The organism is Castellaniella sp., from assembly GCF_004321985.1.
GTDB lineage: Bacteria > Pseudomonadota > Gammaproteobacteria > Burkholderiales > Burkholderiaceae_B > Castellaniella.
The window spans coordinates 46771-63113 of sequence record NZ_SCQN01000020.1 but is presented as its reverse complement, the minus strand read 5'-3'; the positions used below and the strand labels follow the sequence as shown (position 1 = coordinate 63113).

Genomic DNA, 16343 nt, shown 5'->3' with positions numbered 1-16343 from the left:
GTACAAAAACCTCGGCCTAAAACTTTATGAACAAGCAATTATTGACACTCAACGAGTGCCAAATTAGCATGACCAGTCAGACCGGTCACAAAAAAATAAGTCTTTGGTCCGCAGCGGCCGTCAGCAGCCACACGCGGACCGGCCCGACACGAACCCAAAGGAGGATTCCATGAGACAACTACGTTTTGCAGTGGCCGCGGTGGCAGCCACCATCTTCGGCCTGGCCAGCACCGCGCAAGCGGCCGACCCCATCCCGGTCGGGGTCAGCCTCACGCAGTCGCCACCGGGTTCGGTGGTTCAGGGCACCGAGGTCAAGCACGGCATCGATATCATGACCAAGATGCTCAACGACAAGGGTGGCGTGCTCGGGCGCCCAATCAAGATCCTCTACGAAGACGACCAGGGCATCCCTGAAAAGGGCCGCGCCGCGGTCGAGAAGCTCATCACCACCAATCACGTCGTCGCCATCACGGGCAGTCACCAGAGCTCGGTCTGCCTGGCCGAACTCGAAGTCGTGCACCGCTACAAGGTGCCCTACATCGACACCAATTGCTGGTCCGACGACATCCGCACAAAGGGCTACCCCGAAGTCTTCAACCCCGCCAATTACAACACGCGGGTAGCAACCGCCATGGCTGAAACCATCGCAGCCATGAAGATCAAGAGCATCGTCGCCATCGCCGAGAACACCGACTACGGAATCGGCCAGGCAAAGGTGCTGGGCAAGTTGCTGGCTGAACACTCGCCCAACATCAAGTACAAGTACATCACCATAGACCGTGCCGGCAAAGACTTCACGCCCACGGTACTAGCGCTGCGCGCCAACCAGCCCGACATGATCGCCAACATGGCGCTGCCGCCGGCGGCCTACATCATGATGAACCAGCTCTATCAGCAAGGCGTCGCGCCCAGCAAGAAGACCTGGTTCTATGACGGCGGCGGCATCTCCGACTACCCCGACTTCTGGCAGAACGTCAAGGATGCCGGCAAGTACATGATCTCCTTCGGGCTCTACCACCCTGGGATGCCCATGCCTGAACTGGGCAAACAGGTAGCAGCCACCTACGAGAAAGAGTTCAAGCACGAACCCAACCGCCTGACCTTCCAGGCAGCCGACTCAGTACTGCTCATTGCGCAAGCCATCGAGATGGCCAAATCCACAGATCATGCGGCCATCATTCACGCCTTGCAGACCGGCACCTTCAAGGGGGTGCGCGGCGAGTTCAAGTTCTCCGAAAAGCCGGGTATCACCTACCAGCAATGGGCTGACATCCCCTACGTGACCTACCAGATCACGGCCGTCAACCAGCCGCTGGCAAAGACCACGCTGGTACAGGCACCCGGCCAGCCTATCGACGTCAGCAAGCTCGAACGTCCCACCCACTAGGCCAGACGCGGTCCGCCCACACGGCGGACCGCACATGTCCACACCGCATCCCCACACAAGTGTTCCGTTTGACCGGTCTGGGCACTTGAAAAACACCAGGCACCCGGAGGTACGCGCGTGCTACCGCTAGAACTCCTCTTCACCGGGCTCATCACAGGGCTCTACTACGCACTCATGGCCGTCGGCCTGACCATGATCTTCGGCATCCTGAAGATCGTGAACTTCGCCCACGGCGAGTTCTACATGATCGGTGCATACACCTACACCATGATCGCCATCGGGTTGGGGGTCTCGCCCTGGCTGGCGCTGCCCATGGCGGCCGTAGCGGGGGCCATGATCGGCTGGGCCACCGAGCGCCTGCTGATGCGGCCCCTCTATCAGGGCTACGGTTCCTGGCGCTTCATGAAGGATGAATACGCTGTGGTTGTCACCTTCGGGCTGTCGCTGCTGCTCATCAATCTGGTCAACAAGGTCGTGGGGCCCTATCCCATTCTCGGCCCGGCGCTCTGGGACGCGCAGCGCGTCGCCGTCGGGCCCTTCCTGCTCAGCGGGCAGAAACTGATCACGGCGGGCCTGTCGATCGCACTGCTCGTGGGGCTCGCCCTCTTCATCAAATACTCCTTGTGGGGACGGCAGATCCAGGCAGTGGCACAGAACCGCTTTGGCGCCTCCATCGCCGGCATCAACTCGGCGCGCGCGAGCAACCTGGTCTTCGTCGCCTCAGGCGTGCTGGCCGCCACTGCGGGCGCCCTGCTCGCGCCGGTCATCAACCTGGACCCCAGTGTCGGCATCTTCCCGGCCGTCAAATCCTACGTCATCGTGGTCATCGGCGGCATGGGGTCCATCCCGGGCAGCATCGTAGCGGCACTCCTGCTGGGCGTGATCGAGAGCTTCGGCGCCGTCTACATCTCATACGACTACCGCGATGCCTATGGCCTCGTCCTGCTCATCCTGATTCTGGTGCTGATGCCCCAGGGTCTGTTTGGCGAACGCTCCCGCGAGGTCTGACCCATGATGCGCATCCGCCAGAATCCCAATCTGCATACCAGCAAGCTGCGCGGCGAAATTCGGCTCAGCCTCATCCTGCTGGCGCTACTCGCGCTCATCCCCCTGGGTGTGCACTCGCCCTACTGGCTGGGGGTACTCATCGTCAGCATGTACTTCGCCATCGTCACGGCCGGCTGGAACCTCCTCGCCGGCTGGGGCGGCCAATTCTCGCTGGCGCCGGCCCCCTTCGCCATGGTGGGCGGCTACGCCACGGGGCTGCTCGCCTACCATCTGCACGCCCCTCTGTGGGTCGGCATCCCCATGTCTATCGTCATCCCGGGCATCGTGGGGCTGGCGCTCGGACGTATCGTGCTGCGGCTCTCGGGCGTCTACCTGGCGCTCACGACGCTCTCCTTCGGCGAAATCCTGCGGGTCATTGTCTACAACTCCATCGATTTCACCCGCGGCGACCAGGGGCTCAACGTGCCCACGCTGGTGCAGAGCCGGGTGGGCTATTACTACATCTTCCTGCTGGCGCTGCTGGCGGTCACAGTGCTGCTCTACTGGCTTATGCGCATCCCCTTCGGGCGCTTCCTGCAGACCATCCGCGACGATGAAATCGGTGCCGCCAGCCGCGGCGTGAACGTAGTGCGTTACAAGACTGCCGCCTTTGCGATCAGCTGCGGCATCTGCGGCTTCGCCGGCGGCCTCTACGGCACCTTCGCACAGCTCGTGAGCCCCGAGCTCGGCCTCATCCAGGAAACCGGCATGGTCATCGCCATGGCCATGATAGGCGGCATGGGGACGCTCGTGGGGCCGCTCATCGGCGCGCTGCTGGTCTATACGGCTTCCGAGATGCTGCGTTCCGTGGGTGGCATCCAAATGATCGTCTTCGCGACGCTCGTCATCATCTTCGCGCGCTTCTTCCAGGAAGGCCTCTGGGGCCTGCTGCGCCGCCTGCTCACGCGCCAGACGCCCGCCGACAAGGGGGCCACGCCATGACGCTCCTCACCGTGGATCAGCTCAAGAAGCACTTCGGCGGCCTGCGCGCCGTGGACGGCGTCAGCCTCGAAGTCCGCGAGGGTGAACTGCTCGGCCTCATCGGCCCCAACGGCTCGGGCAAGACGACACTGCTCAACATGATGTCAGGTCACCTGCACGCCGATTCCGGCGCGCTGCGGCTCGACGACAAGAACATCCTGGGCCTGGGCCCCATGCGCTTCACCCGTTTGGGCATCCTCCGCACGTTCCAGATGACGCGGGTCTTCAACCGCATGTGCGCCTTCGACAACCTGATGGTCTGCGGCATAGCCCTGGGCATGAAAGAAGCAGCTGCCGAGAAGCGTGCCGAGGCACTGCTCGAAGAACTCGAACTCACGCGCGTCATGTATCTCGACGCAGGCCAACTATCTGGCGGTCAGCGCAAGCTGCTCGAGTTCGGTGCCTGCTTCATGGTGACGCCTCGCATCGCTCTGCTCGACGAACCCTTCGCCGCCGTGCACCCCGTCATGCGGCAGACCATGGCCCAATTCATCCGCAAGCGCAACGCAGCCGGTCAGACCTTCGTGCTCGTGAGTCACGACATGCCAACCATCGTCGATCTCTGCCCGCGTTCGGTGTGCATGAACGCCGGCAAGGTACTGGCCGAGGGCCCCACCCACGAAGTCCTGCAATCCAACGCCGTCATGGAAGCCTACCTGGGGGGCGACGAAGCCGAGGAGACCCCGCATGCCTGACCTGAACGCCCCAGTCTCACCCGCCAACCCGGCCACGCCAGCCACCGTCCTGCAAATGGATCACGTCACGTCGGGCTACATGAGCGACATCGACGTGCTGCGCGACGTGTCCATTGATGTGCACAAGGGGCGTATCAGCGGCCTCATCGGCCTGAATGGCGCGGGGAAATCCACGCTCTTCAAGACCATCTTCGGCTTCCTCAAGCCCAAGTCTGGCACCATACGCCTCGAAGGCGCCGACATCTCGGGCCACGAGCCGCACACGCTGATCGACCAGGGCCTGTGGTACATCCCGCAGGAATCCAGCCTTTTTCCGTTCCTGACGGTCGAAGAGAACCTGCGCCTGCCGCTCGACGGCCGCCGCAAGCATTTCGGCAACGCCGTGCAACAGCGGCTGGACGACACACTGCAGAAATTTCCCATGTTGCGCGACAAGCTGCACGCCCAAGCGGGCGACCTCTCGGGCGGACAGCAGAAATCGCTGGAGTTTGCCAAGGCCTATATGGTGCATCCACGCGTGTGCCTGATCGACGAGCCCAGCATCGGGCTCGCCCCCAAGGTGGCCGCCGAGACCTTCGAATGGGTGCGGCAGTTCGCCGCAGCCGGCATGGGCATCCTGCTGGTGGATCACAACGTGCGCCGGGTGGTCGCCATGGCCGATCACATCTACGTTCTCAGCCTTGGGGAGATCGCAGCCTCAGGCACACCCGCAGACTTCCAGGGCGACCTCTACGCCCAGGTCAAGGAATGGCTGGGCATCACCTTTTAACGGGCCGCCCGTGGCCGTGACCTGACGGAGCGTCAGGACAAAATTGGTGGTGGCGTTACGGCAAAAGGAAATTGCTTGCTCAGCAAAGGCTGTCGTGCTAGAAAAGCGAGATTCCGGCGGCACAATGAAGGGGGAGATGATGGCAACTCCGACGCAAGTCAACGAATCCGTCCAGGCGCACTACACCCGGTCCGGTCTAGGGGACCTTATCCTTGCCGCGCTTGAAGGAGCTGGTAAAAATTTGAATCGGCTCACACCGGAAGACTTGGCGCCCATCGATGAATTCCACATTCGCGGTCGGGCAGCAACGCTCGAACTTGCTCGGGCAGCGAAGGTCGACGCTACAAAACGCGTGCTCGATGTGGGCAGCGGCGTCGGCGGGACGTCTCGTTGCCTTGCCCGGGAATTCGGCTGCCGCGTTACAGGCATCGACCTGACTGGCGAGTACTGCAGTGTGGCTGCAATGCTTTCCGAGCGGACCGGCCTGGACGAACTCGTCGACTATCGCCAGGGCGATGCAACAAGTTTGCCCTTTCCAGATGCTTCGTTCGACATCGTGTGGACGGAGCATGCAGCGATGAATATTCCGGACAAGCCAAGGCTATACAAGGAGATGTCTCGCGTCCTCAAGCCGGGGGGCACGCTCGCGATCTATGACGTTCTCGCCGGGCCATCCGGCCCTGTGCTCTTCCCGGTTCCTTGGGCGCGTAACCCTGAAGCGAGCTTTCTCGCCACGTCGGACGAACTGCGCAGTCTCCTTGAGGCCGCCGGGTTTGAGATCAAGGCTTGGTTGGATACAACCGATGCCGCGCGTACATGGTTCGTAGCGCTGGCAGAAAAGATCCGCAAAGAGGGCGTCACACCGCTCAGCTTCCATGTGCTCCTAGGATCAGATTTTTCGGCCATGGCCCAGAACCAGCGGCGCAATCTCGAGGAGGAGCGGATTGTTCTGGCGCAAGTCGTTGCCAGGCGGCAATAGCTGACCCCGGACGTTGAGCTTCGGCCCCGAGGCGACGAATCGGTGGCGGTGTCTTGCAATCAGGTCGATGGAACCCGCCAGGGCGGTATCAACCCACCGCCTGGTCGCTGGTCTCTCCGAAGGCTGGCTTATCGGCCGATGCCGTAACCGAAGACGAGCCGCCCACCCAACCAGCCACCGACAAGGAGCACGATGAACGCTGCTGCGTCGATCGAAAGCGAAAGCGCGTCAGGGGGCAGAGGCTGCGCATGATCCATCCGCAGCACCAAGCGGAAGGCGTACAGCATGAGCGCTACCACCATAAGACTCAAATGCAGAAAGGTGTCCCGCAGGGCTGGGCCGTTCGGAACGCGTGAAAATTCGAGCAAGCCTGCCAACATGGCAGCCAGGGCGATCAAGCAGCCAACGGACAGCAAACCGGCGGACCAGTGCCATAAGGACTGGCCTGGCCGCAGGCTCGCGAAGTCCGCAAAGGTCGCCAGGGACCAGCAGGCGATGGGGAAATGAACCAAAACCGGGTGAAGTGGATGGCGCATGATGAATGTTTCGGACGAATGTGGCGGTACACTCTGACCCACCGGGGATGACAAAGTATAGGGCCGTCTCACAAGGCCCTGCCAGGCGCGGCTTGATCCAACACGCGCGCACATGACGAGCACGATGACCCACACTCTCCTGCTGATTGGCGGTGACCTCTGCGAGCGCGTGGCGGCTTGGCTGGACACAAACGGATGCCGCTGCGTCGATTGGCCCGATGCGCTGGCGGGGTACGAGGTCTGCCTGTGAACGCGCCCACGACCGTCTCCGCGCCTCAGCCCGGAGGAATCGAATCGCGTTATGCCTGGATCCGGCTGATGGTGGCCCTCGCATTGGTGACCATTGGCAATATCGGCATGTACGCAGCCTCTATCGTGCTGCCCTCCATCCAGGCGGATTTCGGCGTCAGCCGCGCGGGCGCCTCGCTGCCATATGCGGCGACGATGCTGGGTTTTGGAATCGGCGGCATCTTCATGGGCCGGCTGGCAGACCGCTTCGGGGTGTTCGTGCCAGTGATCGTGGGTGCGCTGGGGCTGTGTGCCGGCTTCGTGCTCGCGAGCAGTGCCGAGACCATCATGACCTTCAACCTGGTGCACGGCCTGGTCATCGGCCTGCTGGGGTCATCCGCCCTGTTCTCACCGCTGGTGGCCGACACCTCCCTCTGGTTCACCCGACGGCGCGGCCTGGCCGTGGGCATCTGCATGTGCGGCAACTACCTGGCAGGCGCCGTCTGGCCGCCCATCACGCAGCATTTCGTGGAGCAGATCGGCTGGCGCCAGACATACACGGGCATTGGCGTGTTTTGCCTGGTGACGCTACTGCCGCTGGCGCTGTGCATCCGCCGCAAACCGCCCTCCATCAACCTGGCCATCCCCAATACCCCTTCGGTCCCGCGCTCGCGCCCGGACGGCGACCGACCCCTAGGGCTGTCGACGGGCATGGCCATGACACTGCTGTGCATCGCAGGAGTGGCCTGCTGCGTGGCCATGGCCATGCCGCAGGTGCAGATCGTGGCGTACTGCGGCGACCTGGGGTATGGCGCGGCCACCGGCGCGAACATGCTGTCGCTGATGCTGACCATGGGCATCATCAGCCGGCTCGCCTCGGGCTGGATTTCGGACCGGATCGGCGGACTGCGTACGCTGCTGCTGGGCTCGGTGCTGCAGGGCCTGGCCCTGTGGCTGTACCTGTTCAACAAGGGGCTGCTGCCGCTCTATGTGATCTCGGCCCTGTTTGGCCTGTTCCAGGGCGGTATCGTGCCAGCCTATGCCGTCATCGTGCGCGAGCATTTTCCGGCCGAAGGCACCGGCGTGCGAGTGGGAATCGTGCTCATGGCAACCCTGGTAGGTATGGCCCTGGGCGGCTGGATGTCGGGGGCGATCTACGACCTGACCTTGTCGTACTGGGCAGCCTTCGCCAACGGCATCGCCTGGAACCTGCTCAACGCATTCATCGCGATCTTCCTGCTCTACAAGAGCGGAGGAGGCCGGCTGCGCCGGCTGCGGCACCAGATGGCCTGACCCCCCTGATTCACCCTACAGGCCTACCTGTTCCTCGTGACCCTCGTCTCGCTCTGGGCGAAGCGCGCGCGCAACGCCCGTTCAACCAGGCGATGACGGTGTTGCCATCGACATCGTTTCACTGACCCCGTCGGGCCGAATGCTACACTGGCCTCCCCGCTTCGCAGGCGCCTGACGATGCCCACGCAAGAGTCCGAAGACCGTTACGTACGCGTTGCCGTCCTGATCATGCTGTGGCTGACATTGTTCGCGAGTGTCAGTGCCACTTTGATCCATTGGCTTGGTCCGGTCCATCACATGATGGACCTGATCGTGCCCCCCTCTGGTGCCGTGATCTTTGCCGGCCTGATCATTGCCCTGATGCTGCGCCCCTGGTGGTTGCAGGCTATCGTGCACGTGTCGCTGGCCCTCGGAGCGCTGATGCTGATCGCGCCGGCCTGGTTCTACACCTTGCAGGCGGCATCGACCGGGGTACGGCTGATCGACGTGCTGCCACCAGTGGCGTCGCTGTTCGTGATACTGCTGACGATGGTGATGATCTTCGTTCCCGGTCGCCGGGCTTTCCTGGTAGCGCTGCTCTGCTGGCTGGTGATCGCGCTGCCGATACTGACTTACCTGGCGTTTCATCCTGGTGAGATGTGGACGCCTCGCGGCATGGACCTGCTGATGGCGTATGGGCCGGTCAGCATCATGGTGGTGGTACTGTTGCCGGTGCAACGCGGGCTGACTGATACGATCAAACGGATGGCATCCGAGCGTGCACGAATGGAGACCATGCTTCACCGTGACCCGGTTACCGGTATCTACAACCGCCGTCTGGGCGAGCGTGTGCTCAGGGACTTGCTCAATGGCACTCGCCCGGCCGGCTTGATCATGCTGGATCTGGATCACTTCAAGGCCGTCAACGATACGCATGGCCACCCAGTCGGCGACCTGGTGCTGCAGGCGGTTGCTGGGCGCTGCAAGTCGTTGCTGCGCCCGGACGAATGCATCTCACGCTGGGGTGGCGAGGAATTCCTGGTGCTCGTGCCGGGCATCGATACGGCTACCCTGCATATGGTGGCTGAGCGCCTGCAACTGGCGATCGCACAGCTATCCGTAGCACCGGTGCCCCAGGTCACCGCCTCGTTCGGCGCCACAATGCTGGACAGCGCCGACAACTTCGATACGGCGCTGCAACGGGTCGATCGCGCTCTGTATGCGGCCAAGAAACAGGGCGGCAATCGCGTTGTGCTGGCGGGGGCCACCCCAGCCGTGTTCGCACGCCAGTTCGCTGGCGTGCACGATATGCTGGATTCTGTACAGTAGGCCTGTCCATACCATGGGAGGAGGTCAAACATCCCGATTTCTCCAGCTTAGGCCTGTCCATGTCTTGGGAGGAGGTCAAGGGGTAGAGCCGAAGAAGGCGACAGCTGGTATAAAACGGTTTTCACTCAAGCCCAGCACATGACCCGCATCAACTGCGTACCCGTCGAAGAACTTAGCGGCCCCCATCTCGTTGCCGAGTACCGGGAACTGCCTAGGGTGTTCGCGCTAGCAGAGAAAGCGGCTACTCGCAGTACTCTTGCTCAGCCCGAAAAGTACACGCTGGGCAAGGGCCACCTGCTCTTCTTCTATACCCGCTTGGGCTACCTGGCCCGGCGCCACGCCGAACTGATCGGCGAAATGAAGGCGCGCGGGTACAAGCCAACATTCTCGGGTGTACGCCGGGAAAATTTCCCGGGTGTGCCAGATGCTTACTGGAATGACTGGAAACCAACCGTTGAAGCGATGGCAATCAATCGGGCCAGGATCAAAGAACGAAGCAAATAACCCGGGCGGATATACCGTACGTTGTGTAGAACAACCTGATGCAATCTTAGGCAACATTCGGAGCTCTGGCAAGCCGCTTGCCTCACTCGCTTAACATAGACTGCGGCATGTGAGGATCTGCCCCCAAGCGCCCAAGAGAACAAGTCTCGCCACGAGCGAAGTTCCCTATTTCAGGCTACCGCCATTCCCCGTTCTACCGCTTTCGCCAAGCACGGGGAGCATGATACTCACCCGCACTGAGGTACAGACTCACGGAAACGTCCAAGGGAGCTGTCAGCAAGGGGGCTCAGGCTTTACCGCAAAGATCCGAAGCCCCGATCGTCGTCATGAGCAGACTCAACCTTCGCAATCCAACAGACACTACGGCAAGCGCAAGGCTGTTGGCCATACCAAATAGGTCTGCCGCCGCGTGTCAGTCGCCCCTGGTCATCTCGCCATCGAAGCCGCAGGAGGCGCCATGATAGGTCTTGCAGGGCCCGGCGACCTCCGCGCTCAGCATACCCTCGGCGAGTGACAGTTCCACGCGGCAGACCGGCGCGGCGGAATCGTTCGGATCATGGCGTTTGCCCAGCACCGTAGTGCCCTTCGGCTTGCCGTAGAGCGTCACGGCGCCCGAACAGCCTTCGGTGCCCACGATGAGATCGATCACGCCCTTGACCAGCTCGACTGGCTCACGAGTCGGCGTTTGATGCAGGGGCACCCAGCTCGTCGACCACCGATTGGAACGCTTCCAGCGCCGCCTGCAGGTTGTCGACGATGTCCGCTGCGATTTCATCGGGCGGCGGCAAGTGGTCCACGTCTTCGAGGCTGTCGTCCCTCAGCCAGAAGATGTCGAGGTTGAGCTTGTCGCGTTTGAGCAGCTCATCCACGCCGAAGCGCCTGAAGCGTTCGGTTTCGGTGCGTCGGGCCCGATTGGCCGCGGCATAGCAGCGCACGAAATCATCCAGGTCGGCACGCGCCAGCGGATTCTTCTTCAGCGTGAAATGGTGATTGGTACGCAGGTCATAGATCCACACGGCGCTGCTGTTCGGTGATCCATCCGCCCGCGGCGACTTCTTGTCGAAGAACAGCACGTTCGCCTTGACGCCCGGCTTGTAAAAGATGCCGGTCGGCAGACGCAGCAGGGTGTGGAAGTCGAACTGCATCAACAGGCGCTTGCGGATACCCTCGCCCGCGTTGCCGGCCTCGAACAGCACGTTGTCCGGCAGCACCACGCCGGTGCGGCCATTTTCGGCCAGGATGGTCATGATGTGCTGCAGGAAGTTGAGCTGCTTGTTGCTGGTGGTGAACTTGAAGTCGTCGCGCTCGTAGTTTTCGCGCTCGGTGTCGAGCGAGCCGTCCTCGCCCACCACGGTGAAGCTGGATTTCTTGCCGAACGGCGGATTGGTCAGCACCACGTCGAAGTGCTCGCCGACGTTGCTTGCCAGCGCGTCGCGCTGCGCGATCGGGCTTTCGCCATTGCCGATGCCGTGCAGGTACATGTTCATCGCGCACAGGCGCACCACCTCGGGCACAATGTCGTCGCCACTGATCGATTCCTCGCGCAGCTTGCGCTGACGGGCCCGGTCCTGGCTTTGGCCCTTCATGTGGGCATAGGCGGACAGCAGAAAACCGCCGGTGCCGCAGGCCGGGTCGTGCACGGTTTCGCCGATCTGCGGGGCCACCACTTCGGTCATCGCATCGATCAGCGCGCGCGGCGTGAAGTACTGGCCGGCGCCGGACTTCACTTCCTCGGCATTGCGCTCCAGCAACCCCTCGTAGATCGCGCCCTTCACGTCCACGCCGATGCCGATCCAGGTTTCGCCGTCGATCAGCGACACCACGCGTTTCAGCTTGGCAGGGTCGGTCAGCTTGTTCTGCGCGCCACTGAAGATCGTGCCGATCAGGCCATGCTCACGCCCGAGCGCTTCCAGCGTATGGCGGTACTGGTCTTGCAGCTCGTCACCCGCCAGCGGTGCGAGTTTGTCCCAGCGCCACTGCGTCGGGATCGTGGAAGCCTCGTTCAGCAGATCGTTGCGCTCCTGGTCCATCTTCAGGAACAGCAGGAAGGTGATCTGCTCGACGTAGTCGCCGTAACCTATGCCCTGGTCGCGCAGCACGTGCGCGTAGTTCCAGACCTTGCCGACGAGGGCGGAATCGATGGTACTCATGTGGTCTTCCTGGTTCGTTTGCGCTGTGGCGGTGCGGTATTCGCGCGCTCGGCGGCGATGCGTTCCAGCAGCTTCGATGCCGGCTCGTCGTTCGGGTCTTGCGGCACGAGTTGACCGCAGAACGCGGCTTTGAGGATAGATTGGCGGAGGGCGGTCGCGCGGCGAACTCCATCATGCATGTCACGCACGAGTGACTCAGCATCTTCTTCTGACGACACAATTTTGCGCATCGCCTCCTGTTGCTCGCGTATGGGTGGCAACGCGAACGCGATTGCGCGCAAGATTGCTTGGTTCAAGAAACTGCGTGTGCTGCCCTTACACATCGCGTTGATTCGGTCAAGAACTGTTGGAGAGCCATAAATCTGGCACGCGAAAAAGTCGGGGAGTAAGCCATCCTGGGCCAAGGTCATTTTCATCAAATTGGTGGAGATCCTTGCATCGCCAATTTCTTCTGGCACGACGCAGACATCTCCGACGGTACCTGATCGAGAGATCAGTACGTCCCCTGGCACCACGCGATACCCAACGAGCTCCGCTGCCTTGACAAGCGTAATGTGGATATTGCTTCCAGATATGAACCTGCGAGCTTTCACATTCTCGATGCCGAGCACCGGTATGCCATCGGAAACGTGTTCGTGCTTCTTAAGTAAGCTGCCAAATGGGCCGGTCTTCATGGCATCGCCGGTGGGTTGAAGTACTTGATCGATGCCCGCCCATACCCACCCTTCCGGCAACTCAGGCAGGTCGGTAGTGTTGGGCGGCGCGGGTTCCTGGTACTTCTGCTTCCAGCGGTCGTCGGTGGGCGTCTTACCCTTGGCTTTGAGCTTGGCGATTTCGGCCCTCTCCCATGCGGCGCGGCGGGCTTTGAGGATGCGGGCGAGCAAGGCCGCGCCGGATTCCATGGGTTCACCGGCACGCTTACGCGCCTCGCGCCAGTCGCGGGTGAGTTCGCCGGTGACGGCGGCCTTCAGCACCGACTGGCGGTAACGCTCCACCAGCTTCGCCACGCGTTCGAGCGCCTGCTCGCCTCCGTCAATGCGGCTAAACAGCTCGTCGATCTTGGAGACAATGCGGTGTTGCTCGTTGGTTGGCGCGACCGGAAGTATCTGCTCCCTTACATCGCTGTCCTGAACCGACGGAGGGCTGTTACCGCGTTGAAGCGCGTTGACGGCCAGCACGAACTTACGCGAGCTGACGTAGTGGTACAGGTAGCGGGCATTGATGCCACCGGTCGGCCGCAGGACGCAAAACGCGGTCGATCCAATTTCGCCTTCAAGGTCCGGCGAAACCTGTGCGATGTTTTCGAGGTACACCCGCACGTTGGAAAACAGTACATCGCCAGACTTCAAGACCTGTTTCGCTCGTGAAGGCGCCGCGCTCATTTCAACGGTGGTGGCCCCCGCGATCTTGCCGGTCGCGCGATCTATCGAACTGAGATCGACGTACTTAAATGTCAGCTTCGACTTGTCAGGGCCGGTCTTCGCAACCGGATCGCATATGTCGCCCACTGTAGCGCTCGCCCAAATAGCCGGTACGGAGCCGCTCATGCCGCCAACGCCTCGGTCATCTCATCCAGCATCCCGTTCAGCCCGTCCCCAAACAGCCGGCGCGCCGCAATCACGCCGCCCCACGCACTGAACGGCGTGTCGTGCTGCAGATCGGCAGGTGCAATCTCGACGTTGGCAGCGAGATAGTCGCGGATGGCTTTGAGCCAGTTCATCTGTTCCTCGGAGTAGTGTTTGCCGGCCTTGATCTGGCGGCCGATCCACAGGTTGAATTTCTGCTCCACGCGCGCGGAGTACGGCTCCAGCACGTCGATTTGGCCAGTGGCAAAGCGCACCAGCGAAATGATGTCGGTGAGCACCTTGTCGCTGGGCGCGCCGCGCACCAGTGCGGCTTCGATGCGCTTGTAGGCCTGCCACACGTCGGCGGTGTTGAGGTGCCACGGCGAATCGGTGAGGCGCTGCGCCAGCTCGCGGATCGAGGCATAAGTGAGCCGGCGTTTGACGTAGGGCTGGCCATAGAGGATTTGCAGCGCCAGCAGCTCGTCCTTGTGCTGTTCGATGAACCCCTTGAATGACTGCACGCGCGCTTCGGCGTGCTTGACGTCGTAACCGGCGCTGGCGACGGCATCCGGTGTGCGCTCGGCGATCAGGATGACGGATTTCTGCTCGATGTCCTTGACAAGGTTGCGCAGCTTCGGATCGTCCAGCGGTGCACAGGCGGCGTCCTTCAATTCATCCGCGACGGCCCTGGCCTGCGCCTTGGTTGCCGCTGCAGCACTGCCGTGGCGCTCGATGAGTTTCGCTTCGACGATGTCGGGGCTGATGGCTTCGAGCAGGCGGGCTGCGAGCCATTTCAGCGTGGCGCCGTGGCCCGCAGCCGAGATGCGGCTGCGGTCTTCGTCCTCGATGCGGTGGTCCAGTGCGGCAAGACGACCGGCAAGGCTGGAGATGGCATCGTCATCGCGTCGGCCCTGCGCGATCTGGTCGATCAGCTTGTCAAAGGGGATGCTGCGCTTGCGTTCCAGCGGCTGGCTGACGGTCTTCTGGCTTTCGGTGACGCCGACCGCATCCACCAGCACAAAGCGCGTCTTGGTCTGCGCATCGGGCGTTACCTGGTGCAGGTCGGAATCGGCGATGCTGCGCACGCCGCGGCCGCGCATCTGCTCGAAGTAGCCGGCGGATTTCACGTCGCGCATGAAGATCAGGCATTCCACCGGCTTGATGTCGGTGCCGGTGGCGATCATGTCCACAGTGACGGCGATGCGCGGGAACGGATCAACCCGAAATGCCTTGATCAACGCCTTGGGATCGTCGCCGGTGCGGTAGGTGATCTTCTTGGCGAAGTCGTTGCCGGCATCGAACACTTCGCGCACCGCGGTGACGATTTCCTCGGCGTGGTTGTCGTCCTTGGCGAAGATGAGCGTTTTCGGCACCCACTCGCCGGTGCGGCCGGGGAACAGCTCGGTATACAGGTTGTCGCGGTAGCACTGAAGCACCGCGCGAATCTGCGCCGGCACGGTCACCGAGCGGTCGAGTTCTTCCTTGGCAAAGGCAAGGTCTTCGTCCAGCTCTTTGTAGCGCAGCGCGCGGGTGCGGCGATCACGGATGGGCGTGGCGTAACCGGCCTCGACCTTACCGCCTTTTTCACCCACTTCCGTCTTGATGCGGAACACCTCGAAGCCGACGTTGACGCCATCGGCGATGGACTGCTCGTAGCCGTATTCGGACACCAGGTTGGAATTGAAGAACGCCAGCGTATGTTTGCTCGGCGTGGCGGTCAGTCCGACCAGGAACGCATCGAAGTATTCCAGCACCTGCCGCCAGCGCCCGTAAATCGAGCGGTGACATTCGTCGGTGATGATGAAATCGAAGGTTTCGATAGGAATGGCGGGGTTGTAGGTGATGGGCGGAATCTCGCCTTCGCCATTGGTCTCGGTCTCGAACGCGGAGCGCTCCTCATCCTCTTCGGACAGCTCCTTGCCACGCAACATGGCATATAGCCGCTGAATGGTCGTGATGACCACCTTGGCGTCGGGGTCGATGTGGTTGCCATGCAGGTGCTGCACGATGTAGGTGTCGGTGAACTTGCGGCCGGCGCCGGGTGCGTCGTAATTCTGGAATTCCTTCAGCGTCTGATCGCCGAGGTTGTTGCGATCGACCAAGAACAGGATGCGCCGCGCCCTGGCGAACTTCAGCAGCCGCCACGAGAAGGTGCAGGCGGTAAAAGTCTTGCCGGCGCCGGTCGCCATCTGGATCAGCGCACGCGGGCGGTCGTGGGCGAAGGACTGCTCCAGCCCGTGGATCGCGCCGATCTGACAATCACGCAAACCATGGGTGTCCAGCGCCGGCAGGTGCGTGAGGCGGGTGCGCAGCGTGTCCTGCTCCTTCAGCCATTCGTGCAGCATGTGCGGCTGATGGAAGGCGAAAACGCGGCGTGAACGTGGCTGCGGGTCGCGGCTGTCGCAGAAATAGGTTTCGTCGCCGGTGGCTTCGTAGTCGAAATACAGAAAGTCGTTCCAGCGCGCGAGATGCGCCGGCAACGCGAGCTTGTAGCGCACGGCCTGCTCGGCCACCCCGGACAGCGTGACGCCGGCCCTCTTCGCCTCGATCACGCCCGCCGCCTTGCCGCCGACGAACAGCAGGTAATCGCAGGGGCCGCTGTCCAAGCGAAACTCGCGTACCGCGACGCCCTCGGCTGCATTGCGGTTGAAGTCGGCCATGCCCTGCAGCAGCCAGCCCGCCGCGGTGAGCAGCGCGTCGATCCTCATGCGGGCTTGTTGTTCTGGTGTTTCGGGCATCGCCCGGCTCCTCCATCCTCTCCGCAACGCAGAGATCAATTGGAACATAATCGGAGCGATGAGCTAAATTCCAATCGCATATCCCCTTGTCGCGCCTTGACCTCTCCCCAGGAATTCGGCCGAGGACGTCAACCCTGAATGCAGCGACAGGTACGTTCGTGTT

At 62.2% G+C, this 16343-nt stretch carries 15 protein-coding genes; 10 read left to right on the top strand and 5 right to left on the bottom strand.

What is annotated here, in order from left to right; translation table 11 throughout:
• Window positions 1–169 precede the first annotated feature (169 nt).
• The 6 genes from EPN31_RS05340 to EPN31_RS05315 all read left to right on the top strand — a co-directional run bounded on the left by EPN31_RS05340 (window position 170) and on the right by EPN31_RS05315 (window position 5858).
• Window positions 170–1387 carry an ABC transporter substrate-binding protein gene (locus EPN31_RS05340; RefSeq protein WP_291770550.1) on the top strand — a complete coding sequence of 406 codons (1218 nt, stop codon included), beginning with the start codon at window positions 170–172 and terminating at the stop codon, window positions 1385–1387.
• A 117-nt stretch (window positions 1388–1504) separates the two neighbouring features.
• Window positions 1505–2395 (top strand): branched-chain amino acid ABC transporter permease, encoded by an 891-nt coding sequence (locus EPN31_RS05335; protein ID WP_291770549.1) that lies wholly within the window; start codon window positions 1505–1507, stop codon window positions 2393–2395.
• Between the two features lie 3 nt (window positions 2396–2398).
• Window positions 2399–3376 carry a branched-chain amino acid ABC transporter permease gene (locus EPN31_RS05330; protein ID WP_291770548.1) on the top strand — a complete coding sequence of 326 codons (978 nt, stop codon included), beginning with the start codon at window positions 2399–2401 and terminating at the stop codon, window positions 3374–3376.
• Window positions 3373–4110, top strand: a complete 738-nt coding sequence (locus EPN31_RS05325) for an ABC transporter ATP-binding protein (protein WP_291770547.1) — start codon at window positions 3373–3375, stop codon at window positions 4108–4110. The genes EPN31_RS05330 and EPN31_RS05325 overlap by 4 nt, the downstream gene beginning before the upstream one ends.
• On the top strand, window positions 4103–4879 hold the full coding sequence (locus EPN31_RS05320) for an ABC transporter ATP-binding protein (protein ID WP_291770546.1): 777 nt from the start codon (window positions 4103–4105) through the stop codon (window positions 4877–4879). The genes EPN31_RS05325 and EPN31_RS05320 overlap by 8 nt, the downstream gene beginning before the upstream one ends.
• 49 nt (window positions 4880–4928) lie before the next feature.
• Window positions 4929–5858, top strand: coding sequence for a class I SAM-dependent methyltransferase (locus EPN31_RS05315; RefSeq protein WP_291770545.1), 930 nt, complete (start codon window positions 4929–4931; stop codon window positions 5856–5858).
• 128 nt (window positions 5859–5986) lie between these two features.
• Here EPN31_RS05315 and EPN31_RS05310 read toward each other — a convergent pair whose 3' ends face one another.
• A complete protein-coding gene (locus tag EPN31_RS05310) occupies window positions 5987–6394 on the bottom strand; it encodes a DUF2231 domain-containing protein (protein ID WP_291770543.1) in 408 nt (135 codons plus the stop codon).
• 124 nt (window positions 6395–6518) lie between these two features.
• Between EPN31_RS05310 and EPN31_RS05305 the strand changes: the two genes are divergently transcribed.
• The 4 genes from EPN31_RS05305 (at window position 6519) to EPN31_RS05290 (ending at window position 9727) form a co-directional block, all read left to right on the top strand.
• Entirely contained in the window at window positions 6519–6644 is a 126-nt protein-coding gene (locus tag EPN31_RS05305) for a hypothetical protein (protein ID WP_291770542.1), read from the top strand.
• A 68-nt stretch (window positions 6645–6712) separates the two neighbouring features.
• Window positions 6713–7915, top strand: a complete 1203-nt coding sequence (locus EPN31_RS05300; protein ID WP_291770598.1) for an MFS transporter — start codon at window positions 6713–6715, stop codon at window positions 7913–7915.
• A gap of 177 nt (window positions 7916–8092) precedes the next feature.
• On the top strand, window positions 8093–9223 hold the full coding sequence (locus EPN31_RS05295) for a diguanylate cyclase (protein WP_291770541.1): 1131 nt from the start codon (window positions 8093–8095) through the stop codon (window positions 9221–9223).
• Between the two features lie 138 nt (window positions 9224–9361).
• Window positions 9362–9727, top strand: coding sequence for a pyrimidine dimer DNA glycosylase/endonuclease V (locus tag EPN31_RS05290; protein ID WP_291770540.1), 366 nt, complete (start codon window positions 9362–9364; stop codon window positions 9725–9727).
• Window positions 9728–10139: 412 nt separating this feature from the next.
• On the opposite strand, the gene EPN31_RS05285 is transcribed toward EPN31_RS05290, so the two are convergent.
• The 4 genes from EPN31_RS05285 to EPN31_RS05270 are packed head-to-tail and all read right to left on the bottom strand — an operon-like array spanning window position 10140 to window position 16180.
• Window positions 10140–10427, bottom strand: a complete 288-nt coding sequence (locus EPN31_RS05285; protein WP_291770538.1) for a hypothetical protein — start codon at window positions 10425–10427, stop codon at window positions 10140–10142.
• Window positions 10399–11877: a class I SAM-dependent DNA methyltransferase gene (locus EPN31_RS05280; RefSeq protein ID WP_291770537.1), complete on the bottom strand. Its 1479-nt coding sequence runs from the start codon at window positions 11875–11877 to the stop codon at window positions 10399–10401. Before EPN31_RS05280 ends, EPN31_RS05285 begins: the two co-directional genes overlap by 29 nt.
• Window positions 11874–13424, bottom strand: a complete 1551-nt coding sequence (locus EPN31_RS05275) for a restriction endonuclease subunit S (RefSeq protein WP_291770536.1) — start codon at window positions 13422–13424, stop codon at window positions 11874–11876. The genes EPN31_RS05280 and EPN31_RS05275 overlap by 4 nt, the downstream gene beginning before the upstream one ends.
• Complete coding sequence (locus tag EPN31_RS05270; protein ID WP_291770535.1) at window positions 13421–16180, bottom strand: DEAD/DEAH box helicase family protein; 2760 nt, start codon at window positions 16178–16180, stop codon at window positions 13421–13423. Before EPN31_RS05270 ends, EPN31_RS05275 begins: the two co-directional genes overlap by 4 nt.
• Window positions 16181–16343 lie beyond the last annotated feature (163 nt).